This window comes from Methylobacterium indicum (assembly GCF_017347565.1).
Taxonomy (GTDB): Bacteria; Pseudomonadota; Alphaproteobacteria; order Rhizobiales; family Beijerinckiaceae; genus Methylobacterium; species Methylobacterium indicum.
The window spans coordinates 1,351,479-1,378,203 of record NZ_AP024145.1 but is presented as its reverse complement, the minus strand read 5'-3'; the positions used below and the strand labels follow the sequence as shown (position 1 = coordinate 1,378,203).

Annotated in this window: 22 protein-coding genes and 3 tRNA genes; 21 read left to right on the top strand and 4 right to left on the bottom strand. The window is 67.9% G+C overall.

The window, feature by feature from the left end; genetic code table 11:
* Positions 1-7: 7 nt before the first annotated feature.
* From miv_RS06355 to miv_RS06340, 4 genes are all read right to left on the bottom strand, one after another.
* A complete protein-coding gene (locus miv_RS06355) occupies positions 8-2,050 on the bottom strand; it encodes a M23 family metallopeptidase (protein ID WP_244748897.1) in 2,043 nt (680 codons plus the stop codon).
* A 303-nt stretch (positions 2,051-2,353) separates the two neighbouring features.
* Positions 2,354-2,430: transfer RNA gene (locus tag miv_RS06350), tRNA-Pro, on the bottom strand.
* Positions 2,431-2,517: 87 nt separating this feature from the next.
* Positions 2,518-2,594, bottom strand: a tRNA-Pro gene (locus tag miv_RS06345).
* 87 nt (positions 2,595-2,681) lie between these two features.
* A tRNA-Pro gene (locus miv_RS06340) sits at positions 2,682-2,758 on the bottom strand.
* Positions 2,759-3,029: 271 nt separating this feature from the next.
* Here miv_RS06340 and miv_RS06335 point away from each other — a divergent pair.
* The 21 genes from miv_RS06335 (at position 3,030) to rpsQ (ending at position 26,637) form a co-directional block, all read left to right on the top strand.
* The gene (locus miv_RS06335) at positions 3,030-4,703 is read left to right on the top strand and encodes a histidine kinase famiy protein (RefSeq protein ID WP_244748895.1); all 1,674 of its coding nucleotides are present in this window, start codon (positions 3,030-3,032) and stop codon (positions 4,701-4,703) included.
* 126 nt (positions 4,704-4,829) lie between these two features.
* The gene (locus tag miv_RS06330; RefSeq protein ID WP_207181903.1) at positions 4,830-6,212 is read left to right on the top strand and encodes an esterase-like activity of phytase family protein; all 1,383 of its coding nucleotides are present in this window, start codon (positions 4,830-4,832) and stop codon (positions 6,210-6,212) included.
* A gap of 515 nt (positions 6,213-6,727) precedes the next feature.
* A complete protein-coding gene (rplJ, locus tag miv_RS06325; protein WP_091752944.1) occupies positions 6,728-7,261 on the top strand; it encodes a 50S ribosomal protein L10 in 534 nt (177 codons plus the stop codon).
* A gap of 51 nt (positions 7,262-7,312) precedes the next feature.
* Complete coding sequence (rplL, locus tag miv_RS06320; RefSeq protein WP_048429411.1) at positions 7,313-7,690, top strand: 50S ribosomal protein L7/L12; 378 nt, start codon at positions 7,313-7,315, stop codon at positions 7,688-7,690.
* Between the two features lie 286 nt (positions 7,691-7,976).
* Positions 7,977-12,101: a DNA-directed RNA polymerase subunit beta gene (gene rpoB / locus miv_RS06315; protein ID WP_207181902.1), complete on the top strand. Its 4,125-nt coding sequence runs from the start codon at positions 7,977-7,979 to the stop codon at positions 12,099-12,101.
* A gap of 150 nt (positions 12,102-12,251) precedes the next feature.
* The gene (gene rpoC / locus miv_RS06310; protein WP_048429409.1) at positions 12,252-16,457 is read left to right on the top strand and encodes a DNA-directed RNA polymerase subunit beta'; all 4,206 of its coding nucleotides are present in this window, start codon (positions 12,252-12,254) and stop codon (positions 16,455-16,457) included.
* Between the two features lie 437 nt (positions 16,458-16,894).
* Entirely contained in the window at positions 16,895-17,266 is a 372-nt protein-coding gene (gene rpsL, locus miv_RS06305) for a 30S ribosomal protein S12 (protein ID WP_048429408.1), read from the top strand.
* Between the two features lie 118 nt (positions 17,267-17,384).
* Positions 17,385-17,855, top strand: coding sequence for a 30S ribosomal protein S7 (rpsG, locus tag miv_RS06300; protein ID WP_048429407.1), 471 nt, complete (start codon positions 17,385-17,387; stop codon positions 17,853-17,855).
* A 57-nt stretch (positions 17,856-17,912) separates the two neighbouring features.
* Entirely contained in the window at positions 17,913-19,988 is a 2,076-nt protein-coding gene (fusA, locus tag miv_RS06295) for an elongation factor G (protein WP_048429406.1), read from the top strand.
* Positions 19,989-20,107: 119 nt separating this feature from the next.
* Positions 20,108-21,298 carry an elongation factor Tu gene (gene tuf, locus miv_RS06290; RefSeq protein WP_058617276.1) on the top strand — a complete coding sequence of 397 codons (1,191 nt, stop codon included), beginning with the start codon at positions 20,108-20,110 and terminating at the stop codon, positions 21,296-21,298.
* An 80-nt stretch (positions 21,299-21,378) separates the two neighbouring features.
* Complete coding sequence (gene rpsJ / locus miv_RS06285; RefSeq protein ID WP_012330343.1) at positions 21,379-21,687, top strand: 30S ribosomal protein S10; 309 nt, start codon at positions 21,379-21,381, stop codon at positions 21,685-21,687.
* 47 nt (positions 21,688-21,734) lie between these two features.
* Positions 21,735-22,487, top strand: coding sequence for a 50S ribosomal protein L3 (rplC, locus tag miv_RS06280; protein ID WP_048425813.1), 753 nt, complete (start codon positions 21,735-21,737; stop codon positions 22,485-22,487).
* Complete coding sequence (gene rplD, locus miv_RS06275) at positions 22,487-23,107, top strand: 50S ribosomal protein L4 (RefSeq protein ID WP_207181899.1); 621 nt, start codon at positions 22,487-22,489, stop codon at positions 23,105-23,107. Before rplC ends, rplD begins: the two co-directional genes overlap by 1 nt.
* On the top strand, positions 23,104-23,400 hold the full coding sequence (locus miv_RS06270; protein WP_048425815.1) for a 50S ribosomal protein L23: 297 nt from the start codon (positions 23,104-23,106) through the stop codon (positions 23,398-23,400). The genes rplD and miv_RS06270 overlap by 4 nt, the downstream gene beginning before the upstream one ends.
* Before the next feature lie 25 nt (positions 23,401-23,425).
* On the top strand, positions 23,426-24,262 hold the full coding sequence (gene rplB, locus miv_RS06265; protein WP_048425816.1) for a 50S ribosomal protein L2: 837 nt from the start codon (positions 23,426-23,428) through the stop codon (positions 24,260-24,262).
* Between the two features lie 12 nt (positions 24,263-24,274).
* A complete protein-coding gene (gene rpsS, locus miv_RS06260; RefSeq protein ID WP_048425817.1) occupies positions 24,275-24,553 on the top strand; it encodes a 30S ribosomal protein S19 in 279 nt (92 codons plus the stop codon).
* 1 nt (position 24,554) lies between these two features.
* Positions 24,555-24,938: a 50S ribosomal protein L22 gene (gene rplV, locus miv_RS06255; protein WP_048425818.1), complete on the top strand. Its 384-nt coding sequence runs from the start codon at positions 24,555-24,557 to the stop codon at positions 24,936-24,938.
* Positions 24,939-24,948: 10 nt separating this feature from the next.
* Entirely contained in the window at positions 24,949-25,683 is a 735-nt protein-coding gene (gene rpsC / locus miv_RS06250; protein WP_048425819.1) for a 30S ribosomal protein S3, read from the top strand.
* A gap of 40 nt (positions 25,684-25,723) precedes the next feature.
* On the top strand, positions 25,724-26,137 hold the full coding sequence (gene rplP / locus miv_RS06245) for a 50S ribosomal protein L16 (protein WP_048425820.1): 414 nt from the start codon (positions 25,724-25,726) through the stop codon (positions 26,135-26,137).
* Positions 26,138-26,151: 14 nt separating this feature from the next.
* Positions 26,152-26,367, top strand: coding sequence for a 50S ribosomal protein L29 (rpmC, locus tag miv_RS06240; protein WP_048425821.1), 216 nt, complete (start codon positions 26,152-26,154; stop codon positions 26,365-26,367).
* A gap of 15 nt (positions 26,368-26,382) precedes the next feature.
* Complete coding sequence (gene rpsQ, locus miv_RS06235) at positions 26,383-26,637, top strand: 30S ribosomal protein S17 (RefSeq protein ID WP_048425822.1); 255 nt, start codon at positions 26,383-26,385, stop codon at positions 26,635-26,637.
* The last annotated feature ends 88 nt before the right edge of the window (positions 26,638-26,725 follow it).

Sequence of the window (26,725 nt, the reverse complement as noted above, 5' to 3'; positions counted from 1 at the left end):
TCCCGCCTCAGCGCATCGCCTCGCGCTGCGCCAGGGTGGTGGGCGCGCCCGACTTCTGGATCAGCCCGTCGATCTGGTCGCGCTGGCGCCTGAACTCGGCGAGCAGCCGCCCGTCGAGCTCGCGGCCGCGGGGCACGCGAATCTTCATCGGGTCGACGAAGTGGCCGTTGATGATCACTTCGTAGTGCAGGTGGGCGCCGGTCGAGAGGCCGGTCGAGCCGACATAGCCGATGATCTGGCCCTGGCGCGCCTTGGTGCCGGTGCTAACGCCGCGGCCGAACCGCGACATGTGGTTGTAGGTGGTGACGTAGCCGTTGGCGTGCTGGATCTCGACCCGGCGGCCGTAGCCCGAATCCCAGTCGGCCTTGATGACCGTGCCGTTGCCGGCCGCGAAGATCGGGGTGCCGATGCGGATCGACCAGTCGACGCCGGTATGGAGTTTGGCGTAGCCGAGCACCGGATGGCGGCGATAGCCGAAGCCCGAGCTCATGTTGCCGTCGGCCACCGGCTTGCGCAGCAGGAATTTCTTGAGCGACCGGCCGGCCTCGTCGAGGTAGTCGACGCTGCCGTCGTCCGGCGACTGGAAGCGGTAGATCCGCCGCGACTCGCCGCCGAGGTTGAGGGCCGCGAACAGGATGTCGGGCCGCTCGGACGAGCCGCCGGATTCCTCGTCGTAGGTGTAGAACAGCTCGATCCCGTCGCCGGGCGCGACGCGGCGCTGGAAATCGACGTCGTAGCCGAAGATCCGCACCAGGTCCTCGACGGTCGAGCGCGGCAGGTCGTGGCGCGCGGCGGTCTCGTAGAGGCTGGCATAGAGGCGGGCGCCCGTGCCCTCCTCGTCGTCGTCCGCCTCGGGCTTGGCGGCGGGCTTCTGGGCGACGCCCTCCGGCACCGGCGGGGCCACCGACACGAAGGCGCCGCGGTCGTTCATGGCGGCGATCGCCTCGACGCCGGACTCGCCGTAGAGGATCACCCGGGTGAGCTGGCGCGGATCGCCGACCTTGGGGCCGGGCCCGATCTGGAGCCGCATCTGCTGGCCCTCGCCGACCGCGCCGGAGCGGACCCGGGTGCCCAATGCCGCCAGGATCGGACGGACCTGCTCGTCGAGGCCGCCATTGGCCCTGAGCACGCCCTCCAGGGTCTCGCCGCGCTTGATCGCGACGTCGCGGTCCTCGACCAGCGGCGCGTCGCGCTCGCGCTCCATCTTGGCGAGGTCGGTGACGTTCTCGCGCATCACCCGGACCTCGATCGACTTGAACGGGCCGGACGCTCCCCCGAAATCGCCGGTACCGTCGAGGCCCGGCAGGGTCGTCATGCTGCGCAGGGTGCGCGAGAGCATCAGCTGCGGGGCGATCGGCAGGGCGGCCCGCCGGCCGGCCTCGGCGGCGATGCGCCGCTCCTCCTCGATCTGCGCCGCCACGTCCTCGTCGGACAAGGCCGGCGCGCCGGCCGGCACGGCGAGGTCGCCGAGGTCGCGCTTGACCACCGAGACCTCGGCATCCGGCGCGTCGGCCGTCGCCGACTGGGCATCGGGCGCACGCTCGAGCCCCGGATCGCTGAAGAAGCGCATCGGGTCGAAGGGCGGGATGTCGGTGGCCGCGATACCGGCGGTGGTCGAGAGCGCGGTGGCGATCCGCACGAAGGGCCGGACCTTGATGATCTCGCGCTCGCCCGCCCGCAGGGTGACGGGCGCCTTGAAGCTCTGCTTGGCCAGCGCCACCATCGGGTTGCGCACCAGCCGGTCGCCCTTTCGGGAGAGGTTGGTGCCGCCCTCGCTCGCCACCGGGCGGGGGGCCACCGCCACGGCCTGGGGCAGTTCCGCGAAGGTGATCTCGCCCTGGAGCGAGACCCAGATCGCCGAGCCGATCAGGCCGGCGCCGGTCATGCCGGTGAGCACGCAGGCCGCGAGCCAGCGCAGGTTCACGTCCCGGCGGTCGGCCCGCGGCGAGGCGGCGCCCGAGAGGTCGAGGGGCGGCTCGCGGCCGGGATCGGCCGACCGGCCGCGCGGCGCCTGCTGGGATCCGACCGGGTCGAGGCGCGCACGCTTCACCGTCACTCCTTCGCCTTCTCGTATCGGTGCCATCGAGCGGCGCAATCAGGCGCCGCGGGGCCGGGCAGGGAGCGCTCCGCGCTGCCGCGACCATGCGTGGGCGACGCCTGGAAATCAACGGCGGGCGGGACCGGCTCCCCAGGGGGATCCTGCCGGAAACCTCGGGGGTCTCTCCGGCGCCAGGATGTCAGGATTGAGGCCGTTCCGGGATCGCGGCTTGCCCCGCGCGCTGGGTTGCAGGCGCAGAGGGCACCTTGCGATGCTCGATGAGTCAGAAAAGTGTTCGCGAGAGGCGGGAATGAATGGTCGGAGTGGCAGGATTTGAACCTGCGACCCCCACGTCCCGAACGTGGTGCGCTACCAGACTGCGCTACACTCCGACGCGCCCGAAGGCACGGGTATCATGTTTACACAGCACCTTGTTCAGATGGCTGCTGTCTCGGGAAGACTCAGGCTCGTGAGAGCGCTGGTCGGAGTGGCAGGATTTGAACCTGCGACCCCCACGTCCCGAACGTGGTGCGCTACCAGACTGCGCTACACTCCGACGCGCCCGAAGGCACGGGTATCATGTTTACACAGCACCTTGTTCAGATGGCTGCTGTCTCGGGAAGACTCAGGCTCGTGAGAGCGCTGGTCGGAGTGGCAGGATTTGAACCTGCGACCCCCACGTCCCGAACGTGGTGCGCTACCAGACTGCGCTACACTCCGAACGGCCGGCCGCTGGCCGACGAGGGGGCTTATAGCGAGGGCCTCCGGGGGCCGCAAGGCCGTTCGTGCGGCCCGGCCGAGTTTCTTGAAGCCGGCTCGCCGTTGGGAACTTGCGCCCGCCGGAGCGGCACTGCGACGAGATCACGAACGGGAGGCGCCCGAAACCCGGGACAGGAAGACCTTGCGCGATCTGGTCTCGCCCCCCATTCTCGCGCCTCACGAGAGATGGTCGACACCGGCGGGGTGGCGTGATGGCGGGCCGGGTGGCGACGTGAGCGAGGACGAGCAGGCCGGGATGCCGGAGCTGGCCGAGAGCCACTCCGCGGAGGCGCCGTCCCTGGCGCACCTGAAATCGGCGACGATCCGCAAGCCGGGCCTCGACGATCGCGGCAGCGTGTTCTTCGCCGCGATCGAGATGACCCGGATGCCGATGATCCTGACCGATCCCCGGCGGCCCGACAACCCGATCGTGTTCGCCAACCGGGCGTTCCAGGACCTCACGGGCTACACGGAGGCCGAGCTCGTCGGCCGCAACTGCCGCTTCCTGCAGGGGCCGGAGACGAGCCGCGAGACCGTGGCCGAGCTGCGCCAGGCGGTCGAGGAGCGCCGGGCGATCGCCACCGAGATCCTCAACTACAAGCGCGACGGCTCGCCGTTCTGGAACGGCATCTTCATCGGCCCGGTCTTCGACGAGGCCGGGGACATCGTCTATTTCTTCGCCTCGCAGCTCGACGTGACCCGGCGCCGGGTCTCGGAGCAGGCCTTCCGCCAGGCCCAGAAGATGGAGGCGATCGGCCAGCTCACCGCTGGCCTCGCCCACGACTTCAACAACCTGCTGCAGGTCGTCACCGGCAACCTGGAACTGGCCCGGGGCTCGGTCACGAGCGATCGGGCGCAGCGCCAACTCGCCAACGCGGCCGGCGCGGCGGAGCGCGGCGCGAAGCTGACGAAGCAGCTCCTGTCCTTCGCCCGCAAGGCGCGGCTCGAGCCGCGCTCGCTCAACCTCAACGCCCTGGTGCTGGCCTTCGCGGAGGTCGCCGAGAGCACGCTCGGCCGCAACGTCTCGGTGCGCCTCGACCTGACGCCGCGGCTGCCGCCCGTCACCCTCGACCGCACCAACCTCGAGATGGCGCTCCTCAACGTGCTCATCAACGCCCGCGACGCGATGCCGGCGGGCGGCACGGTGACGATCTCGACGGCGCCCGTCCATCTCAATGGCAACGGGAAGGCCCGCAACCTGCCGCCCGGCGACTACGTGGCGCTCAGGGTCCGCGACGAAGGGGAGGGGATGCCGCCCGGGATCGCCGAGCGGGCGACCGAGCCGTTCTTCTCGACCAAGGGCCCGGGCAAGGGCACCGGGCTCGGCCTCGCGATGGCGCACGGCTTCGTGCAGCAATCCCGCGGCCGGCTGGAGATCGAGACCCGGCCGAAGACCGATGCGGCCGCGGGCGGCACCACCATCACGATGCTGTTTCCCGCCGCCCACGGCGCCTCGATCGAGGAGGAGCCCGCCGAGCAGAAGGCGGTGCTGCGGCGCGGCGACGAGACCGTGCTGGTGGTGGAGGACAGTGACGACGTGCGGGCGCTCGCCCGCGAATACCTGGAAAGCCTCGGCTACGGCGTGCTGACCGCCCGCGACGGCGAAGAGGGGCTCGATATCCTCGCGCGGGAGGAGCGCATCGACCTCCTGTTCTCCGACATCGTGATGCCGGGCAGCGTCAACGGCCTGATCCTAGCCGAGAAGGCCCAGAGCCTACGGCCGGACCTGCCGGTGCTGCTCACCACCGGCTACAACGAGGATCTGGTGGCGCAGGGCCCGGCGACCCCGACCATGGACGTCCTCGGCAAGCCCTACCGCAAGGCGGAGCTCGCCGACCGCGTCCGGTCCGCCCTCGACCGCGGCGCGAAGCGGATGCCGGCCCCGGGCGAGCCGCATCACGGCTGAGGACCACGGCTGAGAATCTGGGCGAGGCCCCGGGCCCGGATCCCGGGGGGCGACCCCCTGGCTGTCGTCACCTCACTGACATGGGACATCCGCAAGAACGGCCGCGCTCATCCGCCCGAGGATTCCATGCCGCGTCGTTCCGTTCTCGCCGTCACGCTCCTGCTGTCGGTCGCCTCCGCCGCCCTGGCGCAGGCCCCCCAGGGCCAGAACCCACAAGGCCAGCCCGCCCCGACCTTCCCGGCGACGCTCGCCGGCCATGCGGTGCTGCCGGCCGACAGCGTCGCGCCGCTGCCGGCGGACGCACCCCGGGATCTCGCCACGCCGGGCAAGTTCACCACCGGGCGCCGGGTCGAGGCGGTCGGCACGGTCGAGGCGCAGTCGATGGGGCGGACGACCACCATGAAGCTGCCCTTGCGCGGCCAGCCGCTGCAGGGCCATTCCGGCATCAAGCACATGCCGGACGGCACCTACTGGGTGCTGACCGACAACGGATTCGGCACCAAGGCGAACTCGCCCGACGCGATGCTCTACCTCAACCGGTACCGGATCGACTTCGCCAAGGGCGGCGTCGAGCGCGTGGAGACGATCTATCTGCGCGATCCCGACCGGAAGGTGCCGTTCCGCATCGCCAACGAGGCGACGGAGAGCCGCTACCTCACCGGCAGCGACTTCGATCCCGAGAGCTTCCAGTTCGTCGGCGACCGGATCTGGATCGGCGAGGAGTTCGGCCCGTTCCTGATCGAGGTCGACCGCAGCGGCAAGGTGCAGGCGGTGGTCGAGACCCTGGCCGCGGGCAAGCCGGTGCGCTCCCCCGACAACCCGGCGGTGACGACCCCGGCGATGCCGGGCGGTGCGGTCGCGTTCAACGCCCGCCGCTCCAAGGGCTTCGAGGGCATGGCGGCCTCGCCGGACGGCAGCCGGCTCTACGCGCTGCTGGAAGGTCCGCTCTGGGACGCCGACGCCAAGGCCTTCGAGACCCGCGACGGCAAGGAGGTGCTGCGCATCCTCGAATTCGACACCCAGGCGCGGGCGTGGACGGGCCGCTCCTGGTTCTATCCGCTGGAGGCGAACGGCCACGCGATCGGCGACTTCAACCTCATCGACGCGACCACCGGCCTCGTGATCGAGCGCGACGACGGCGAGGGTACTTCCGACAAGGCCTGCCCGGCCGGCCAGAAGGGGCCGGACTGCTTCTCGGCCCCGGCGAAATTCAAGCGCGTGTTCAAGATCGAGATGACCGACGCCAACCAGGGCGGAGCGGTGCGCAAGATCGGTTCGATCGACCTGATGCGCATCGCCGATCCCGCGGGCAAGGCCCGCAAGCCGCTGACCGACGGCGCGCTCGCCTTCCCGTTCCTGACGATCGAGAACGTCGACAGGGTGGACGACACCCACATCGTCGTCGGCAACGACAACAACCTGCCGTTCTCGGCGAGCCGCGACCCGCACCAGGTCGACGACAACGAGTTCGTGCTGCTGGAGGTGGGCGACTTCCTGAAGGCGAAATAGGAACGCGGAGCCCGGGCAGTCCCCTGCGACCGAATTTCCTCCCGCGGCGACCGGATTTTCCCGTCCCGGGGTCTTGGCAGGCGGATTGCACGCCGCTATAGACCCGGCTCCACGTTTCCAAGTTCGAAAGGATTGGGCCGAACGGCTCGTCCTGGAGAGAGGTCCCCGGGCGACCGGGTGGCCAAAGTGGCCGGAAGGGCTCAGGGGGAAACCCCTCGCGCCCCGTCCGGCCATGTCCTGTCCGAGACTGCAGGCGCCGGTTCGCCGGCTTAATATCCGCCTGCACAGACGGGGAAGACCGAATTTCACCGCCCCGACGCCCGTCCGGGCCGGCGGGGCGTCGGTTTGAACCATCTCACCCGAGGCGCGGGGCCGCGAGGTTCTTCGTATCGGGGGCAGGGCCGTGAAGCGTCGTTCAGGACGTCGCGGTCTTCTCGTGAAGGCCCCGGCTCATCCTGGGCGGCAACTGCAACCGGCGGGGCCCATCCGGGTTCCGCCAACCGGAGAGAGCCAAGGTGGACAGAGCAGCAAAAGCTGATCTCGTCTCGACGCTCAACGGGGTGTTCACCAACACCTCCGTCGTCGTCGTGGCCCACTACAAGGGCCTCACGGTCGCCGACATGCAGAAGCTGCGCTCGCAGATGAAGCAGGCCGGCGCCACCGTGAAGGTCGCGAAGAACCGCCTCGCCAACATCGCTCTCGAAGGCACGGACGTCGCCTCCATCCAGCCCCTCCTGAAGGGCCCGACCCTGCTCGCCTATTCGAGCGATCCGGTCGCGGCCGCCAAGGTGGCGGTGGACTTCGCCAAGGCCAACGACAAGTTGGTGATCCTCGGCGGAGCCATGGGGACGACCGCCCTGAACCCGGACGGCGTGAAGGCCCTGGCCTCGCTGCCGTCCCTCGATGAGCTGCGCGCCAAGCTCGTGGGCCTTGTCCAGGCTCCCGCGACGAAGATCGCCCAGGTCGTCAACGCGCCGGCTGCCAAGCTCGCGCGCGTGTTCGGGGCCTATGCCAAGACCGGCGATGCCCAGGCCGACGAAGCGGCCTGACCGGCCGTTCGAGTCGAAACCGTTCAAACCGACAACATCAGGAAGTGAAAAATGGCTGATCTTGCCAAGCTCGTCGACGACCTGTCCTCGCTGACCGTTCTCGAGGCCGCCGAGCTCGCGAAGATGCTCGAGGAGAAGTGGGGCGTCTCGGCGGCTGCCGCCGTCGCCGTCGCCGCCGGCCCGGCCGGTGGCGCCGCTGCCGCCCCCGTCGAGGAGCAGACCGAGTTCACGGTCGTGCTCGCCGCCGCCGGCGACAAGAAGATCGAGGTCATCAAGGAGGTCCGCGCGATCACCGGTCTCGGCCTCAAGGAGGCCAAGGACCTGGTCGAGGGCGCTCCGAAGCCGGTCAAGGAGGGCGTGTCCAAGGACGACGCCGCCAAGCTCAAGGCCCAGCTCGAGAAGGCCGGCGCCAAGGTCGAGCTCAAGTAAGACGGTGGCGGGCCTTCCGGCCCGCCCTGCGCTCCGGACCCCGCCTCGGCGGGTCCGGGGCCACCAGCCCGCGGGCCTCGCGCTCGCGGGCTATGGTCGCTTCGGCGCACCCCCTCGGGATCCAGGGCAAGGATCCCCATATCGGTTTTCAGGAATGCGGGCGGCCGGTGCACGGGCGGTCCGCGCGGTCACGGCAGGTTCGATGCAGATCCGATTCGGGCAGGTCCGATTCGGCCAGCGTCCCACCGGGGCCGTATAAGCGGTGGATGAGGAGCGAGGTCAACCCATGGCCAACACGCTGGTCGGTCGCAAGCGCATTCGCAAGTTCTTCGGCAAGATTCGGGAAGTCGCCGAGATGCCGAACCTCATCGAGGTCCAGAAGGCGTCATACGACCAGTTCCTGATGGTGGACGAGCCCGAGGGCGGGCGCGCCGACGAGGGCCTGCAATCGGTCTTCAAGTCCGTTTTCCCGATCTCCGACTTCTCCTCGACCGCGCTCCTCGAGTTCGTCAAGTACACGTTCGAGCAGCCGAAATACGACGTCGACGAGTGCCGCCAGCGCGGCATCACCTTCGCCGCGCCGCTGAAGGTGACGCTGCGGCTGATCGTGTTCGATGTCGATCCCGATACCGGCGCCAAGTCGGTCAAGGACATCAAGGAGCAGGACGTCTACATGGGCGACATGCCCCTGATGACGGAGAACGGCACCTTCATCGTCAACGGCACCGAGCGCGTCATCGTCTCGCAGATGCACCGCTCGCCGGGCGTGTTCTTCGACCACGACAAGGGCAAGACCCACTCCTCGGGCAAGCTGCTGTTCGCCGCGCGCATCATCCCCTATCGCGGCTCCTGGCTCGACGTCGAGTTCGACGCCAAGGACATCGTGCACGCGCGTATCGACCGCAAGCGCAAGATCCCCGTCACCTCGCTGCTCTTCGCGCTCGGCCTCGACGGCGAGGAGATCCTCTCGACCTTCTACAACCGCGTCGCCTATGTCCGCGACGGGCATGACTGGCGCGTGCCCTACGACGCCGAGCGGCTGAAGGGCTTCAAGGCCACCACCGACCTCATCGACGCCGAGTCGGGCGAGGTGGTGCTCGAGGCCGGCAAGAAGCTGACGGCGCGTGCCGCCCGCCAGATCGCCGAGAAGGGCGTGAAGGCCCTGCGCGCCACCGACGAGGACCTGATCGGCCAGTACATCGCCGAGGACATGGTCAACTACAAGACCGGCGAGATCTACGCCGAGGCCGGCGACGAGATCAGCGAGAAGGTCCTCAAGGGCCTGACCGACGTCGGCATCGAGGAGATCCCGGTCCTCGACATCGACCACGTCAACATCGGCCCCTACATCCGCAACACGCTCGCGGTCGACAAGAACTCGGCCCGCGAGGGCGCGCTGTTCGACATCTACCGGGTGATGCGCCCGGGCGAGCCGCCGACCCTCGAGACCGCCGAGGCGATGTTCCACTCGCTGTTCTTCGACGCGGAGCGCTACGACCTCTCGGCCGTCGGCCGCGTCAAGATGAACATGCGCCTCGACCTCGACGCCGCCGACACCGTGCGGACGCTGCGGCGCGAGGACATGCTGGCGGTGGTCAAGGCGCTGGTGGATCTCCGCGACGGCAAGGGCGAGATCGACGACATCGACCACCTCGGCAACCGCCGGGTGCGCTCGGTCGGCGAGCTGATGGAGAACCAGTACCGTCTGGGCCTCCTGCGCATGGAGCGCGCCATCAAGGAGCGGATGTCGTCGGTCGACATCGACACCGTGATGCCGCAGGACCTGATCAACGCGAAGCCGGCTGCGGCCGCGGTGCGCGAGTTCTTCGGCTCGTCGCAGCTGTCGCAGTTCATGGACCAGACCAACCCGCTCTCCGAGGTGACGCACAAGCGCCGTCTCTCGGCGCTCGGCCCGGGCGGCCTGACCCGCGAGCGCGCCGGCTTCGAGGTGCGCGACGTGCACCCGACCCATTACGGCCGGATCTGCCCGATCGAGACGCCGGAAGGCCCGAATATCGGCCTGATCAACTCGCTCGCCACCTTCGCCCGGGTGAACAAGTACGGCTTCATCGAGACCCCGTTCCGCCGCGTGCGCGACGGCGTGGTCACCGACGAGGTCGCCTACCTGTCCGCCATGGAGGAGGCGAAGTACCACGTCGCCCAGGCCAACGCGGTGATGGACGAGAACCGCAAGCTCACGGAAGACCTCGTGGTCTGCCGCCGGGCGGGCGAGGTCATCGTCGTCGGTCCCGAGCGCGTCGACCTGATGGACGTGTCGCCCAAGCAGCTGGTGTCGGTCGCCGCGGCGCTGATCCCGTTCCTCGAGAACGACGACGCCAACCGCGCGCTGATGGGCTCGAACATGCAGCGCCAGGCGGTGCCGCTGGTTCGCGCCGACGCCCCCTTCGTCGGCACCGGCATGGAAGCCGTGGTGGCACGCGATTCGGGTGCCGCCATCGGCGCCCGGCGCGCGGGCATCATCGACCAGGTCGATGCGACCCGTATCGTTATCCGCGCCACCGACGAGGCCGACGCCTCGAAGCCCGGCGTCGACATCTACCGCCTGCAGAAGTTCCAGCGCTCGAACCAGTCGACCTGCATCACCCAGAAGCCGCTCGTGCGCGTCGGCGACGTGGTGAAGAAGGGCGACATCATCGCCGACGGTCCCTCGACCGAGTTCGGCGAGCTGGCACTCGGCCGGAACGTGCTCGTCGCGTTCATGCCGTGGAACGGCTACAACTTCGAGGACTCGATCCTGCTCTCCGAGCGGATCGTGAAGGATGACGTGTTCACCTCGATCCACATCGAGGAGTTCGAGGTGATGGCCCGCGACACCAAGCTCGGGCCGGAGGAAATCACCCGCGACATCCCGAACGTCTCGGAGGAGGCGCTCAAGAACCTCGACGAGGCCGGCATCGTCTATATCGGTGCCGAGGTCCACGCGGGCGACATCCTGGTCGGCAAGATCACCCCGAAGGGCGAGAGCCCGATGACGCCGGAGGAGAAGCTCCTCCGCGCCATCTTCGGCGAGAAGGCCTCGGACGTGCGCGACACCTCGCTGCGGGTGCCGCCGGGCGTCACCGGCACGATCGTCGAGGTCCGGGTGTTCAACCGCCACGGCGTCGACAAGGACGAGCGCGCCCAGGCCATCGAGCGCGAGGAGATCGAGCGTCTCGCCAAGGACCGCGACGACGAGCAGGCGATCCTCGACCGCAACACCTATGCGCGTCTCGCCGACCTGCTGGTCGGCCAGTCGCCGGTGGCGGGCCCGAAGGGCTTCAAGAAGGAGACCCTCCTGACCCGCGAGCTGCTGACCGAGTATCCCCGGTCGCAGTGGTGGCAGTTCGCCGTCGTCGAAGACCGTCTCATGACCGAGATGGAGGCGATGCAGAAGCAGTACGACGAGTCGAAGAAGCGCCTCGAGCAGCGCTTCCTCGACAAGGTCGAGAAGCTGCAGCGCGGCGACGAGCTGCCCCCGGGCGTCATGAAGATGGTCAAGGTCTTCGTGGCGGTGAAGCGCAAGATCCAGCCCGGCGACAAGATGGCGGGCCGGCACGGCAACAAGGGCGTGGTCTCGCGCATCGTGCCGATCGAGGACATGCCGTTCCTGGAGGACGGCACCCACGCCGACATCGTGCTCAACCCGCTCGGCGTGCCGAGCCGGATGAATGTCGGCCAGATCCTCGAGACGCATCTGGGCTGGGCCGCCGCGGGTCTCGGCCGGCAGGTCTCGCAGGCCGTGGACGCGTATCTGCGCACCCACGACATCGAGCCCCTGCGCGAGCGGATGAGGGCGATCTACAGCGAGTCCGAGCTGGCCGGCCTGACCGACCAGGATCTCGCCGAGGTCGGCAACAACCTGCGCCGCGGCGTCCCGATGGCCACCCCGGTGTTCAACGGCGCCAAGGAAGCCGACATCGAGACGATGCTGGAGATGGCCGGCCTCGACCGGTCGGGCCAGTCGACGCTCTACGACGGGCGCACCGGCGAGCCCTTCGACCGCAAGGTCACGGTCGGCTACATCTACATGCTGAAGCTGCACCACCTGGTGGACGACAAGATCCACGCGCGTTCGATCGGTCCGTACTCGCTCGTCACCCAGCAGCCGCTGGGCGGCAAGGCGCAGTTCGGCGGCCAGCGCTTCGGCGAGATGGAGGTGTGGGCCCTCGAGGCCTACGGCGCCGCCTACACGCTGCAGGAGATGCTGACGGTGAAGTCCGACGACGTCGCCGGCCGCACGAAGGTCTACGAGGCCATCGTGCGCGGCGACGACACCTTCGAGGCGGGCATCCCCGAGAGCTTCAACGTGCTGGTGAAGGAGATGCGGTCGCTCGGCCTCAACGTCGAGCTGCTGTCCTCCAAGCGCGCGGCCAACGACCAGCTCGAGGCGCCCCCGGAGGCGGCCGAGTAGGCCTGCCCCGACACGACCGACTGAAGACGGCGGCGGGGTCCTCCCAACGAGGGCCCCGGCCGCCGAAACCCGTTTCCCTCAGACGGCGGCCCAAATTCCCAGGCCCTTCGCCCGGCCCTTCGCGGCGCCCCGTCAGCCAAGGAGCAGATCATGAACCAAGAGGTCATGAATCTTTTCAACCAGCAGGCTCAGCCTCAGAGCTTCGACCAGATCAAGATCTCGATCTCGTCGCCTGAGAAGATCCTGTCCTGGTCCTACGGCGAGATCAAGAAGCCCGAGACCATCAACTATCGCACGTTCAAGCCCGAGCGTGACGGCCTGTTCTGTGCCCGGATCTTCGGGCCGATCAAGGACTACGAGTGCTTGTGCGGCAAGTACAAGCGCATGAAGTACAAGGGCGTGATCTGCGAGAAGTGCGGCGTCGAGGTGACCCTCGCGCGCGTCCGTCGCGACCGCATGGGCCATATCGAGCTCGCCGCGCCCGTCGCCCATATCTGGTTCCTGAAGTCGCTGCCGAGCCGCATCGGCCTGCTGCTCGACATGGCGCTCAAGGATCTCGAGCGCATCCTGTACTTCGAGTCCTACGTCACCATCGAGCCGGGCCTCACCCCCCTGAAGGAGCGTCAGCTCCTGTCGGAGGAGGAGTACCTGCGCGCGCAGGAGGAGTACGGCGAGGACTCGTTCACCGCCATGATCGGCGCGGAGGCGATCCGGCGCATCCTGCAGGAGCTCGACCTCGACAAGATCGCGGCCGACCTGCGCGAGGAGATCGCCACCACCACCTCCGAGCTGAAGCCCAAGAAGCTCCTCAAGCGCCTCAAGATCATTGAGGCGTTCCAGATGTCGGGCAACCGGCCGGAATGGATGATCCTGACGGTCGTGCCGGTGATCCCGCCGGACCTGCGCCCGCTCGTGCCGCTCGACGGCGGCCGCTTCGCGACCTCGGACCTCAACGACCTCTACCGCCGCGTCATCAACCGCAACAACCGCCTCAAGCGGCTGATCGAGCTGCGCGCGCCGGACATCATCATCCGCAACGAGAAGCGGATGCTGCAGGAGGCGGTCGACGCGCTGTTCGACAACGGGCGGCGCGGCCGCGTCATCACGGGCGCCAACAAGCGCCCGCTGAAGTCGCTCGCCGACATGCTGAAGGGCAAGCAGGGCCGGTTCCGCCAGAACCTGCTCGGCAAGCGCGTCGACTATTCCGGCCGCTCGGTCATCGTGGTCGGCCCGGAGCTGAAGCTGCACCAGTGCGGGCTGCCCAAGAAGATGGCGCTCGAGCTGTTCAAGCCGTTCATCTACGCGCGCCTCGACGCCAAGGGCTTCTCGGCCACGGTGAAGCAGGCCAAGAAGCTCGTCGAGAAGGAGAAGCCGGAAGTCTGGGACATCCTGGACGAGGTGATCCGCGAGCACCCCGTGATGCTGAACCGGGCGCCGACGCTGCACCGGCTCGGCATCCAGGCCTTCGAGCCGAAGCTGATCGAGGGCAAGGCGATCCAGCTGCACCCGCTGGTCTGCGCCGCGTTCAACGCCGACTTCGACGGCGACCAGATGGCCGTGCACGTCCCGCTGTCGCTCGAGGCGCAGCTGGAAGCGCGCGTCCTCATGATGTCGACCAACAACATCCTGCACCCGGCCAACGGCGCGCCGATCATCGTGCCGTCGCAGGACATCGTGCTCGGCCTGTACTACCTGTCGATCGTCGCCGACGGGTCGCCGGGTGAGCACAAGCCGAACGATCCGAAGAACCCGATGCGGGGCGTGTTCGGCGATTTCGGCGAGCTCGAGCACGCGCTCGCGGCCCGCACCGTGACGCTGCACACCAAGATCAAGTGGCGCTGGAAGGGTCTGGATTCCGAGGGCAACGAGGTCTCGCGGATCTACGACACCACCCCGGGCCGGGTGATCCTGTCGAGCGTGCTGCCGCGCCACAAGCGCGTCCCCTTCGACGTCGTCAACAAGCTGATGACGAAGAAGGAGATCTCGGCGATGATCGACACCGTCTACCGCCATTGCGGTCAGAAGGAGTCGGTGATCTTCTGCGACCGGATCATGGGTCTGGGCTTCATCCACGCCTTCCGGGCCGGCATCTCGTTCGGCAAGGACGACATGGTGGTGCCGGACAACAAGTGGTCGATCGTCGACGAGACCCGCACGCTCGTGAAGGATTACGAGCAGCAGTACCAGGACGGCCTGATCACCCAGGGCGAGAAGTACAACAAGGTCGTGGACGCCTGGGCCAAGTGCTCCGACCGTCTCGCCGGCGAGATGATGAACCGCATCTCGTCCGTGCAGAAGGACGAGCACGGCGCCGACAAGCAGGTCAACTCGATCTACATGATGAGCCACTCCGGCGCCCGTGGCTCGCCGGCGCAGATGAAGCAGCTCGCGGCGATGCGCGGTCTGATGGCCAAGCCCTCGGGCGAGATCATCGAGACCCCGATCATCTCGAACTTCAAGGAAGGCCTCGACGTTCTCGAGTACTTCAACTCGACGCACGGCGCCCGCAAGGGTCTGGCCGACACCGCGCTCAAGACCGCCAATTCCGGCTACCTGACCCGCCGCCTCGTCGACGTGGCGCAGGACGCGGTGATCCGCGAGGTGGATTGCGGCACCGAGAGCGGCATCCGGATGCGCGCGATCATCGATGCCGGCCAGGTCGTGGCCTCGCTGGCGACCCGCATCCTCGGCCGCGCCACGGCCGAGGACCTGGTCGCCAATGACGGCTCGATCATCGTCGCCAAGGGCGAGACGATCGAGGAGAAGCACCTCGAGCCGATCACCAAGGCCGGCATCCAGGAGGTGAAGATCCGCTCGGTCCTGGTCTGCGCGACCCGGAACGGCGTCTGCGCCACCTGCTACGGGCGCGACCTCGCCCGCGGCACGCCCGTCAACATGGGCGAGGCCGTCGGCGTCATCGCGGCGCAGTCGATCGGCGAGCCGGGCACCCAGCTCACGATGCGCACCTTCCACATCGGCGGCGCGGCCCAGATCGCCGACTCGTCCTTCATCGAGTCGAGCTTCGAGGGCACGGTGCGGATCCGCAACCGCGGTCTCGCCCGCAACTCGGACGGCGACCTCGTCGCGATCGGCCGCAACGTCGCGGTCGTGATCGTCGGGCCGGACGGCACCGAGCGGGCGGTCCACCGCCTGCAATACGGCGCCCGCGTCCGTGTCGACGAGGGCGACGCGATCAAGCGCGGCCAGCGCATCGCCGAGTGGGATCCCTACACCCGGCCGATCCTGACCGAGATCGACGGCATCGTGGCCTACGAGGACCTGATCGACGGCCAGTCGATCACCGAGACGACCGACGAGTCGACCGGCATCGCCAAGCGCGTCGTCATCGACTGGCGCGGCTCGGCGCGGACGGCGGACCTGCGTCCGGCGATCGCGGTCCACGACCAGAACGGCCGCGTGCAGAAGCTGCCGCGCGGTTCGGATGCCCGCTCGATCCTGCCGGTCGAGGCGATCATCGGCGTCGATCCGGGCACCCGGGTCAAGGCCGGCGACATCCTCGCCCGCGTCTCGACCGACAGCGCCAAGACCCGCGACATCACCGGCGGTCTGCCGCGGGTGGCGGAGCTGTTCGAGGCCCGTCGGCCGAAGGACGCGGCGATCATCGCCGAGAAGTCCGGCACGATCTCGTTCGGGCGCGACTACAAGAACAAGCGCCGCCTGAGCCTGACCCCGCATGACGGCTCGGAGCCGGTGGAGTACCTGATCCCGAAGGGCAAGCACATCCACCTGCAGGACGGCGACGTGGTCGAGCTCGGCGACTTCATCGTCGACGGCAACCCGGCGCCGCACGACATCCTGGCGATCAAGGGCGTCGAGGAGCTCGCCGCCTACCTCGTCAACGAGATCCAGGAGGTCTACCGGCTCCAGGGCGTGTCGATCAACGACAAGCACATCGAGGTGATCGTCCGGCAGATGCTGCAGAAGGTGGAGATCACCGACGGCGGCGATTCCGAGATCCTGACGGGCGACCAGATCGACCGGATGGAGCTGGCCGAGTTCAACGAGAAGCTGCTCGCCGAGGGCAAGAAGCCGATCCAGGGCGTCCCGGTCCTGCTCGGCATCACCAAGGCGTCGCTGCAGACCCGCTCGTTCATCTCGGCGGCCTCGTTCCAGGAGACCACCCGCGTCCTCACCGAGGCGGCGGTCAACGGCAAGGTCGACAACCTCGAGGGCCTGAAGGAGAACGTCATCGTCGGCTCGCTGATCCCGGCGGGCACCGGCGCGATGATCGCCGACATCAAGTCGATCGCGCGCCGCCGCGACGGCCTGATCATGGCCCAGAAGTCGGCCGAGAGCGGCGCGGCGGTCGCCGAGCAGCTCCCGGCGGCCGAGTAGGGCAGGGCGCTTTCCGGCGGCGGGCATCGTCGCCCGCCGCATCTCCAGACGAAGGCCGGCGCCCTATCCGGGGCGCCGGCCTTTTCGCGTAAGCAGCCAAGCTTTAAGAGAAAGTTTCTGCTTGACGCCCCGGCTACCAGCCCGTAATAGGCCCTCCTACTGAACGGCTGGCCGTAGGCGACAGCTGATCGACGTGCCCCTCGTGCCTCGATCCAAGTCTCCTAAACGCGACCGAACTTCAAGCGACTGACACGTGTCAGACCGGCATGATCGCTGGGGCCTGTCCCCTGGTGGTCCTCTGCTCGCATGGCGCGCCAAAGGCTGGTTTCAGCCTGGGGCGCGATTTGCGTTGCGCTCCATCCTGGGGCGACGGTCGTTCAGACGAGATTTGAGAAACGACGGTCGCCAGGACGGCGACGCGTTGCGAGAGGAATGGCATGCCGACGATCAACCAGCTGATCGCCAATCCGCGGAAGGCGCAGAAGGCCCGCAACAAGGTGCCGGCTCTCGACGCCTGCCCGCAGAAGCGTGGCGTCTGCACCCGCGTCTACACCACGACCCCGAAGAAGCCGAACTCGGCGCTGCGTAAGGTCGCCAAGGTTCGCCTGACCAACGGCTTCGAGGTCATCGGCTACATCCCGGGCGAGGGTCACAACCTTCAGGAGCACTCCGTGGTGATGATCCGCGGCGGCCGCGTGAAGGATCTTCCGGGCGTGCGCTACCACATCCTGCGCGGCGTGCTCGACACCCAGGGCGTCAAGAACCGCAAGCAGCGTCGCTCGAAGTACGGCGCCAAGCGTCCGAAGTAAGACGCGGACCCGGTACCCAATATCGCTTGTCCCGCAAGGATGTCGCCGGCCCGAGAGGCTCCAGGCGGCCTGCGTTGGGGCACAACAGTTGATTTTTAGAAGTTAGACGGAGCGAGCGATGTCCCGCCGCCACAGCGCCGAGAAGCGCGAGATCATCCCCGACGCCAAGTACGGCGACGTCGTCCTCACCAAGTTCATGAACTCGGTGATGTATGAGGGCAAGAAGTCGGTCGCCGAGACCATCGTGTACGGCGCGTTCGACATCATCGAGGCCCGCGCGAAGGCGAACCCGATCGAGGTGTTCCGCGCCGCCCTCGACAACGTCGCCCCGGCGATCGAGGTCCGCTCCCGCCGCGTCGGCGGCGCGACCTACCAGGTCCCGGTCGAGGTCCGCACCGAGCGCCGTCAGGCGCTGGCGATCCGCTGGCTGATCCAGGCCGCCCGCTCGCGCAACGACCGCACCATGGTCGAGCGCCTGTCGGCCGAGCTGCTCGACGCCGCCAACAACCGCGGCAACGCCGTGAAGAAGCGCGAGGACACCCACCGGATGGCCGAGGCCAACCGCGCGTTCTCGCACTACCGCTGGTAAACGCTGCTTCGCCGCCGCCCTCCTGGTGCGGCGGCCCCTACCTTCAGGAGCCCCCCGATGCCCCGCACGCACGCGATCGAGGACTACCGCAACTTCGGCATCATGGCCCACATCGATGCCGGCAAGACCACGACGACCGAGCGGATCCTCTACTACACCGGCAAGTCCCATAAGATCGGCGAGGTCCATGAGGGCGCCGCCACCATGGACTGGATGGAGCAGGAGCAGGAGCGTGGCATCACGATCACCTCGGCTGCGACCACCTGCTTCTGGCGCGACAAGCGCCTGAACATCATCGACACCCCCGGGCACGTCGACTTCACCATCGAGGTGGAGCGGTCGCTGCGCGTGCTCGACGGCGCGGTCTGCGTGCTCGACGGCAACCAGGGCGTCGAGCCCCAGACCGAGACGGTGTGGCGCCAGGCGGACAAGTACGACGTGCCGCGCGTCGTGTTCGTCAACAAGATGGACAAGATCGGCGCCGACTTCTTCAAGTGCGTCGCCGACATCATCGACCGCGTGGCCGGCAAGCCGGTCTGCCTGCAGCTGCCGATCGGCGCCGAGAGCTCCTTCAAGGGCGTGATCGACCTGATCAAGATGAAGGCGATCGTGTGGTCGGGTGAGGCGCTGGGCGCCAATTACGCCGAGGAAGAGATCCCGGCCGACCTCGCCGACCAGGCTGCGGAGTACCGCACCAAGCTCGTCGAGGCCTGCGTCGAGATGGACGACGACGCGATGGCGGCCTACCTCGACGGCGTCGAGCCCGACCAGGACACCATGCGCAAGCTGGTGCGCACGGCCGTGCAGCGCCGTGCCTTCCACCCCGTGCTGTGCGGCTCGGCGTTCAAGAACAAGGGCGTGCAGCCCCTGCTCGACGCGGTCGTCGACTTCCTGCCGTCTCCCGCCGATCGCGGCGAGATCAAGGGCATCGACTTCAAGACCGAGGAAGAGGTCGTTCGGCGTCCCCTCGACTCCGATCCGTTCTCCATGCTCGCCTTCAAGATCATGGACGATCCCCACGTCGGCACGATCACCTTCTGCCGCGTGTATTCGGGCAAGATCGATTCGGGCGCGAACGTCATCAACTCGACCCGCGACAAGAAGGAGCGGGTCGGCCGCATGCTCCTGATGCACGCGAACAACCGCGAGGACATCAAGGAGGCGTTCGCCGGTGACATCGTGGCGCTCGCGGGTCTCAAGGACACCCGCACCGGCGACACGCTGTGCGACCCGACCAAGGCCGTGATCCTCGAGAAGATGGAGTTCCCGGAGCCGGTCATCGAGATCGCCGTCGAGCCCAAGTCCAAGGCGGACCAGGAGAAGCTCGGCATCGCGCTCTCGAAGCTCGCCGCCGAGGATCCGTCCTTCCGGGTCTCGACCGACCAGGAGTCGGGCCAGACCATCCTGAAGGGGATGGGCGAGCTCCACCTCGACATCAAGGTCGACATCCTGAAGCGCACCTACAAGGTCGAGGCCAATATCGGCCAGCCGCAGGTCGCGTACCGGGAGAAGCTGACCAAGCGCACCGAGATCGACTACACCCACAAGAAGCAGACCGGTGGTACCGGCCAGTTCGCGCGGGTGAAGTTCGTGGTCGAGCCGAACGAGCCGGGTGCCGGCTACGCGTTCGAGTCGAAGATCGTCGGCGGCTCGGTGCCCAAGGAGTACATCCCGGGCGTCGAGAAGGGCCTCAACAGCGTGCTGACCGCCGGTATCCTGGCGGGCTTCCCGGTGGTCGACATCAAGGTGGAGCTGATCGACGGCGCCTACCACGAGGTCGACTCCTCGGCGCTGGCCTTCGAGATCGCGTCGCGGGCGGCACTCCGCGAGGCGCTGCAGAAGGGTGGCTCGGTCCTGCTCGAGCCGGTGATGAAGGTCGAGGTCGTGACCCCGGAGGACTATACCGGTTCGGTCATCGGCGACCTGAACTCCCGGCGCGGTCAGATCCAGGGTCAGGACATGCGCGGCAACGCCAACGTCATCAACGCGATGGTGCCGCTCGCCAACATGTTCGGCTACGTGAACCAGCTGCGCTCCTTCACCCAGGGCCGCGCGAACTTCACGATGCAGTTCGACCACTACGAAGAGGTCCCGCGCGGCGAGGCCGAGAAGGTGGTTGCCAAGTACGCCTAAGGCGAACCGACGCTTGATGAGATGGCCCTGGCTCGGGCCGCCTCTCAGCTTCCGGTGCCCGCCATGGCGGGCACCGATCCAGACTATTTCGCTTGCATTCGATCGACGGAGTATTGGCGATGGCCAAGGAAAAGTTTTCGCGGACGAAGCCGCACTGCAACATCGGCACCATCGGTCACGTTGACCATGGCAAGACCTCGCTGACCGCGGCGATCACCAAGGTGCTGGCCGAGACCGGCGGCGCGACCTTCACCGCCTACGACCAGATCGACAAGGCGCCGGAGGAGAAGGCGCGCGGCATCACGATCTCGACCGCCCACGTCGAGTACGAGACCCAGAACCGCCACTACGCGCACGTCGACTGCCCCGGCCACGCCGACTACGTGAAGAACATGATCACCGGCGCCGCCCAGATGGACGGCGCGATCCTGGTCGTGTCGGCCGCCGACGGCCCGATGCCCCAGACCCGCGAGCACATCCTGCTCGCCCGCCAGGTCGGCGTGCCGGCGCTGGTGGTGTTCATGAACAAGGTCGACATGGTCGACGATCCGGAGCTCCTCGACCTCGTCGAGCTCGAGGTGCGCGAGCTGCTCTCGAAGTACGACTTCCCGGGTGACGACATCCCGATCACCAAGGGCTCGGCGTTGTGCGCGCTGGAGAACCGCGAGCCGAAGATCGGCCACGAGGCGGTGCTCGAGCTGATGAAGACGGTCGACGCCTACATCCCGCAGCCGGAGCGTCCGATCGACCTGCCGTTCCTGATGCCGATCGAGGACGTGTTCTCGATCTCGGGCCGCGGCACGGTGGTGACGGGCCGCGTCGAGCGCGGGATCATCAAGGTCGGCGAGACGGTCGAGATCGTCGGCATCCGCCCGACCACGACGACGACGGTGACCGGCGTCGAGATGTTCCGCAAGCTGCTCGACCAGGGCCAGGCGGGCGACAACGTCGGCGTGCTGCTGCGCGGCACGAAGCGCGAGGACGTGGAGCGCGGCCAGGTCGTGTGCAAGCCGGGTTCGGTGAAGCCGCACACCCGGTTCAAGGCCGAGGCGTACATCCTGACCAAGGAGGAGGGCGGGCGCCACACGCCGTTCTTCACCAACTACCGTCCGCAGTTCTACTTCCGGACCACGGACGTGACCGGCGTGTGCCAGCTCCCCGAGGGCACCGAGATGGTGATGCCGGGCGACAACGTGACCATGGACGTCACGCTGATCGTGCCGGTCGCCATGGAGGAGAAGCTCCGCTTCGCCATCCGCGAGGGCGGCCGCACCGTCGGCGCCGGCGTCGTCGCCTCCATCACCGAGTAAGCGTCCAGGCGCTTCCACGAGCGGACAGGTGACGGGGCGGGCCTCGTGCCCGCCCCATCCCGTCGCGAGGTAGACATCACATGAACGGCCAGAACATCCGTATTCGCCTCAAGGCGTTCGATCATCGCATCCTGGATTCGTCGACCCGCGAGATCGTCTCGACGGCGAAGCGGACCGGGGCCCAGGTCCGCGGGCCCATCCCGCTGCCGACCCGGATCGAGCGCTTCACCGTCAACCGCTCGCCCCACATCGACAAGAAGTCGCGCGAGCAGTTCGAGATGCGCACCCACAAGCGCGTGCTCGACATCGTCGATCCGACGCCCCAGACCGTGGACGCGCTGATGAAGCTCGACCTCGCCGCCGGCGTCGACGTGGAGATCAAGCTCTGAGGACCCGCGGGTTCTTAGAGCTTCACTAGGCCGCGCGGGGGAGAACCATGCGCTCAGGAGTCATTGCACAGAAGGTCGGCATGACCCGCGTCTTCACGGACGCCGGCGAGCATGTTCCGGTCACGGTGCTCAAGGTCGATCAGTGCCAGGTGGTGGCCCACCGCACGGTCGAGAAAAACGGCTACGTCGCGCTCCAGGTGGGCGTCGGCAAGGCCAAGGTCAAGAACGTGTCCAAGGCCCAGCGCGGCCACTTCGCGGTCGCGAAGGTCGAGCCGAAGCGCAAGCTGGCCGAGTTCCGCGTCACCGAGGATGCGATCATCCCGGTCGGTGCCGAGATCACCGCGGACCACTTCCTGGCGGGTCAGTTCGTCGACGTGACGGGCACGACCACCGGTAAGGGCTTCGCCGGCGGCATGAAGCGCTGGAACTTCGGCGGTCTGCGCGCCACGCACGGCGTGTCGATCTCGCACCGGTCGATCGGTTCGACCGGCGGCCGTCAGGACCCGGGCAAGACCTTCAAGAACAAGAAGATGCCGGGTCACCTCGGTGTCGAGCGGGTCACGACCCAGAACCTGCGCGTCGTGCGCACCGATGTCGAGCGCGGCCTGATCCTGGTCGAGGGCTCGGTGCCGGGTGTCGACGGCGGCTGGATCTTCGTCCGCGACGCCGTGAAGCGCAAGCTGCCGGCCGACGTGCCGATGCCGGGCAAGTTCCGCGAGCAGACCGCTGCGGCGCAGGAGACCCCTGCCGACGCCCAGGTCGAGGCTCCCGCGGCTCCGGCCACCGAGGAGAACGCGTGATGAAGTTCGAGATCACCACGCTCGACGGCGCCGAGGCCGGCTCGGTCGAGCTCGACGAGGCCATCTTCGGTCTCGAGCCCCGCGCCGACCTGCTGCAGCGCTGCGTCCGCTGGCAGCTCGCCAAGCGCCAGGCTGGGACCCACCAGACCAAGCAGCGCGGCGAGATCGCCCGCACGACCAAGAAGCTCTACAAGCAGAAGGGCACCGGTAACGCCCGTCACGGCGCTGCCTCCGCCCCGCAGTTCCGCGGCGGCGCCCGGGCCCACGGCCCGGTCACCCGCTCGCACGCCCACGACCTTCCCAAGAAGGTCCGGGCGCTGGCGCTCCGCCACGCCCTCTCGGCCAAGGCCAAGAGCGCGGCCCTGATCGTCATGGACGACGCCCGCCTCGACGAGGGCAAGACCAAGGCGCTCAAGGAGCGGTTCGGCAAGCTGTCGCTCTCGAACGCCCTGATCATCGGCGGCGCCGAGCTCGACCAGAACTTCGCCCGTGCGGCCCGCAACCTGCCGCAGATCGACGTCCTGCCGGTGCAGGGCATCAACGTCTACGACATCCTGCGCCGCGAGAAGCTCGTGCTGACCCGCGCCGCCGTCGATGCGCTGGAGGCGCGATTCAAATGAGCGCTGATCCGCGCCACTACGACGTGATCGTCTCCCCGGTCATCACCGAGAAGGCGACGAACCTCTCGGAGCTCAACAAGGTTGTGTTCCGGGTGGCCCCGAAGGCGACGAAGCCGCAGATCAAGGAAGCGGTCGAGAAGCTGTTCGAGGTCAAGGTGAAGAGCGTCAACACGCTCGTCACCAAGGGCAAGGCCAAGATGTTCCGCGGTCAGCGCGGTCAGCGTTCGGACGTGAAAAAGGCGATCGTCACCCTCGAAGAGGGCCAGACGATCGACGTCACGACCGGGCTCTGAGGGAACGGCGTAAGGAAACAAGCCAATGGCTTTGAAGACATTCAAGCCGGTCACGCCGAGCCTTCGCCAGCTCGTGATCGTGGACCGTTCGGAGCTCTACAAGGGCAAGCCGGTCAAGGCGCTGACGGTGGGCAAGTCGTCCACCGGCGGCCGCAACAACCTCGGCCGCGTCACCGTCCGCTTCCGCGGCGGTGGCCACAAGCGGACGCTGCGCCTCATCGACTTTAAGCGGCGTGAGCACGCCGGCAAGGTCGGCACGGTCGAGCGGATCGAGTACGATCCCAACCGCACGGCGTTCATCGCCCTCGTCAGCTACGAGGGCGGCGCGCAGAGCTACATCCTGGCTCCGCAGCGCGTGAAGGCCGGCGACAAGGTCGTGTCGGGCGAGCAGGTCGACATCAAGCCCGGCAACGCCATGCCGCTCGGCAGCATGCCGGTCGGCACGATCGTGCACAATGTCGAGCTGAAGATCGGCAAGGGCGGGGCGATCGCCCGGTCCGCGGGCAACTACGCCCAGATCGTCGGCCGCGACCAGGGCTACGTCACGCTCCGCCTGAACTCGGGCGAGCAGCGCCTGGTGCACGGCCAGTGCTACGCCACGGTGGGCGCGGTCTCGAACCCCGACCACATGAACATCTCGCTCGGCAAGGCGGGTCGCAACCGCTGGCTCGGCAAGCGTCCGCATAACCGCGGCGTCGCGATGAACCCGGTCGACCACCCGCACGGCGGCGGCGAGGGTCGCACGTCGGGCGGTCGTCATCCGGTCACGCCGTGGGGTGTCCCCACCAAGGGCAAGAAGACCCGCTCGAACAAGCGCACCGACACGTTCATCGTGTCGAGCCGCCACAACCGCAAGAAGTAAGGGCGTCGTCCCATGGCACGTTCAATCTGGAAGGGGCCGTTCATCGACGGCTACCTCCTCAAGAAGGCGGACGCCGCGCGCGGCGCGAGCCGCAACGAGGTGATCAAGATCTGGAGCCGTCGCTCCACGATCCTTCCGCATTTCGTTGGTCTGACCTTCGGGGTCTACAACGGGCAGAAGCACATCCCGGTCTACGTTTCCGAGGAAATGGTCGGTCACAAGTTCGGCGAGTTCTCGCCGACCCGCACCTTCCACGGTCACGCGGCCGACAAGAAGGCGAAGAGGCGCTAAGATGGGCAAGGCAGCAGCACCCCGCGCGCTCCCCGAGAACGAGGCCAAGGCCGTGGCGCGCATGCTGCGCGTCAGCCCGCAGAAGCTGAACCTCGTGGCTCAGCTCATCCGCGGCAAGAAGGTCTCGCACGCGCTCGCCGACCTGCAGTTCTCGCGCAAGCGGATCGCGGTCGACGTCCGCAAGTGCCTCGAGAGCGCCATCGCCAACGCCGAGAACAACCACGACCTGGACGTGGACGATCTCGTCGTGAAGGAGGCCTATGTCGGCAAGGCGCTGGTTCTCAAGCGCTTCCACGCCCGCGCCCGCGGCCGTGGCGCCCGCATCCTGAAGCCGTTCGCGAACCTCACCATCGTGGTGCGCGAAGTCCCGGCCGAAGTCGCCTGAGGAGGGACCGATGGGTCAGAAAGTCAATCCGATCGGTCTGCGTCTCGGCATCAACCGGACCTGGGACTCGCGCTGGTACGCCAACAAGGGCGAGTACGCTCGCCTGATGCACGAGGACGTCGCGATCCGCAAAGCGCTGCTCAAGCAGCTCAAGCAGGCCGCGGTCTCCAAGATCGTCATCGAGCGCCCGCACAAGAAGTGCCGCGTCACCATCCACTCGGGTCGTCCGGGCGTGGTGATCGGCAAGAAGGGTGCGGACATCGAGAAGCTGCGCAAGCTCGTCAACTCGATGACCAAGGCCGACGTGACGATCAACATCGTCGAGGTGCGCAAGCCCGAGATCGACGCCACCCTGGTGGCCGACTCGATCGCCCAGCAGCTCGAGCGCCGCGTCGCCTTCCGTCGTGCCATGAAGCGCGCCGTGCAGTCGGCGATGCGTCTGGGCGCCGAGGGCATCCGCATCAACTGCGCCGGCCGCCTCGGCGGCGCCGAGATCGCCCGGCTCGAGTGGTACCGCGAGGGCCGCGTGCCCCTGCATACCCTGCGCGCCGACGTCGATTACGGCACGGCCACGGCGTTCACGACCTACGGCACCTGCGGCATCAAGGTGTGGGTGTTCAAGGGCGAGATCCTCGAGCACGACCCGATGGCCCAGGACAAGCGCGCGCACGAGGAGGGCGGCCGTTCGGGCGGACGTCGCGACCGTGAGCGTGGCGAGCGCGGCGGACGGGACGCGGCGGCCTAAGGGCCGCCCGTCTCCCGCCCTTCAGTTTTGAGAGGCTGCCATGCTGCAACCCAAGAAGACGAAGTTCCGCAAGCAGTTCAAGGGCCGCATCCACGGCGCCGCGAAGGGCGGAACCGATCTGAACTTCGGCTCCTACGGCCTCAAGGCCATGGAGCCGGAGCGGATCACCGCGCGTCAGATCGAGGCGGCCCGCCGCGCGATCACCCGCGAGATGAAGCGTCAGGGCCGGGTCTGGATCCGGATCTTCCCCGACGTCCCCGTGACCGCGAAGCCGACCGAAGTCCGCATGGGCTCCGGCAAGGGCGCGCCCGAATACTGGGCCGCCCGCGTGCATCCGGGCCGCATCATGTTCGAGATCGACGGCGTGGCCGAGGACATCGCCCGCGAGGCGTTGCGCCTGGGTGCCGCCAAGCTGCCGGTCCGCACGCGCTTCATCCAGCGCATCGCCGACTGAGGAGAATATTCGAGATGAAGTCGAGCCAGAGGCTGTCTGACCTGAGCGCGCTGTCGCCGGATCAGCTCGGCGAGGAGCTCCTGAACCTGAAGAAGGAGCAGTTCAACCTGCGCTTCCAGCGGGCCACGGGTCAGCTCGAGAACGTCGCCCGGGTGCGCGAAGTGCGCCGCGACATCGCCCGCGTCCGTACCCTGCAGCGCCAGAAGACGCTGCAGGCGGCGCAGGGCTAAGGGGGAGTTACCACCATGCCGAAGCGCGTGCTGCAGGGCGTCGTCGTCAGCGACAAGCAGGACAAGACCATCGTCGTGAAGGTGGAGCGTCGCTTCACCCATCCGGTGATGAAGAAGACCATCCGCCGGTCGAAGAACTACCACGCTCACGACGAGAACAACGCGGCCAAGGTCGGCCAGCAGGTGTTCATCGAGGAGTCGCGGCCCTATTCCAAGCTCAAGACCTGGAAGCTGGTCGAGGGCGAGGCCGTCGCGACCGCCGAGGCGTAGGGCGCCGCGCCTTCGGGCGTGCGATGCCGCAAAGCCGGTCGGGGGCGCCCTTTGGTGCCCCCGAGGCCTTGTCAGGACGGTCGATCCG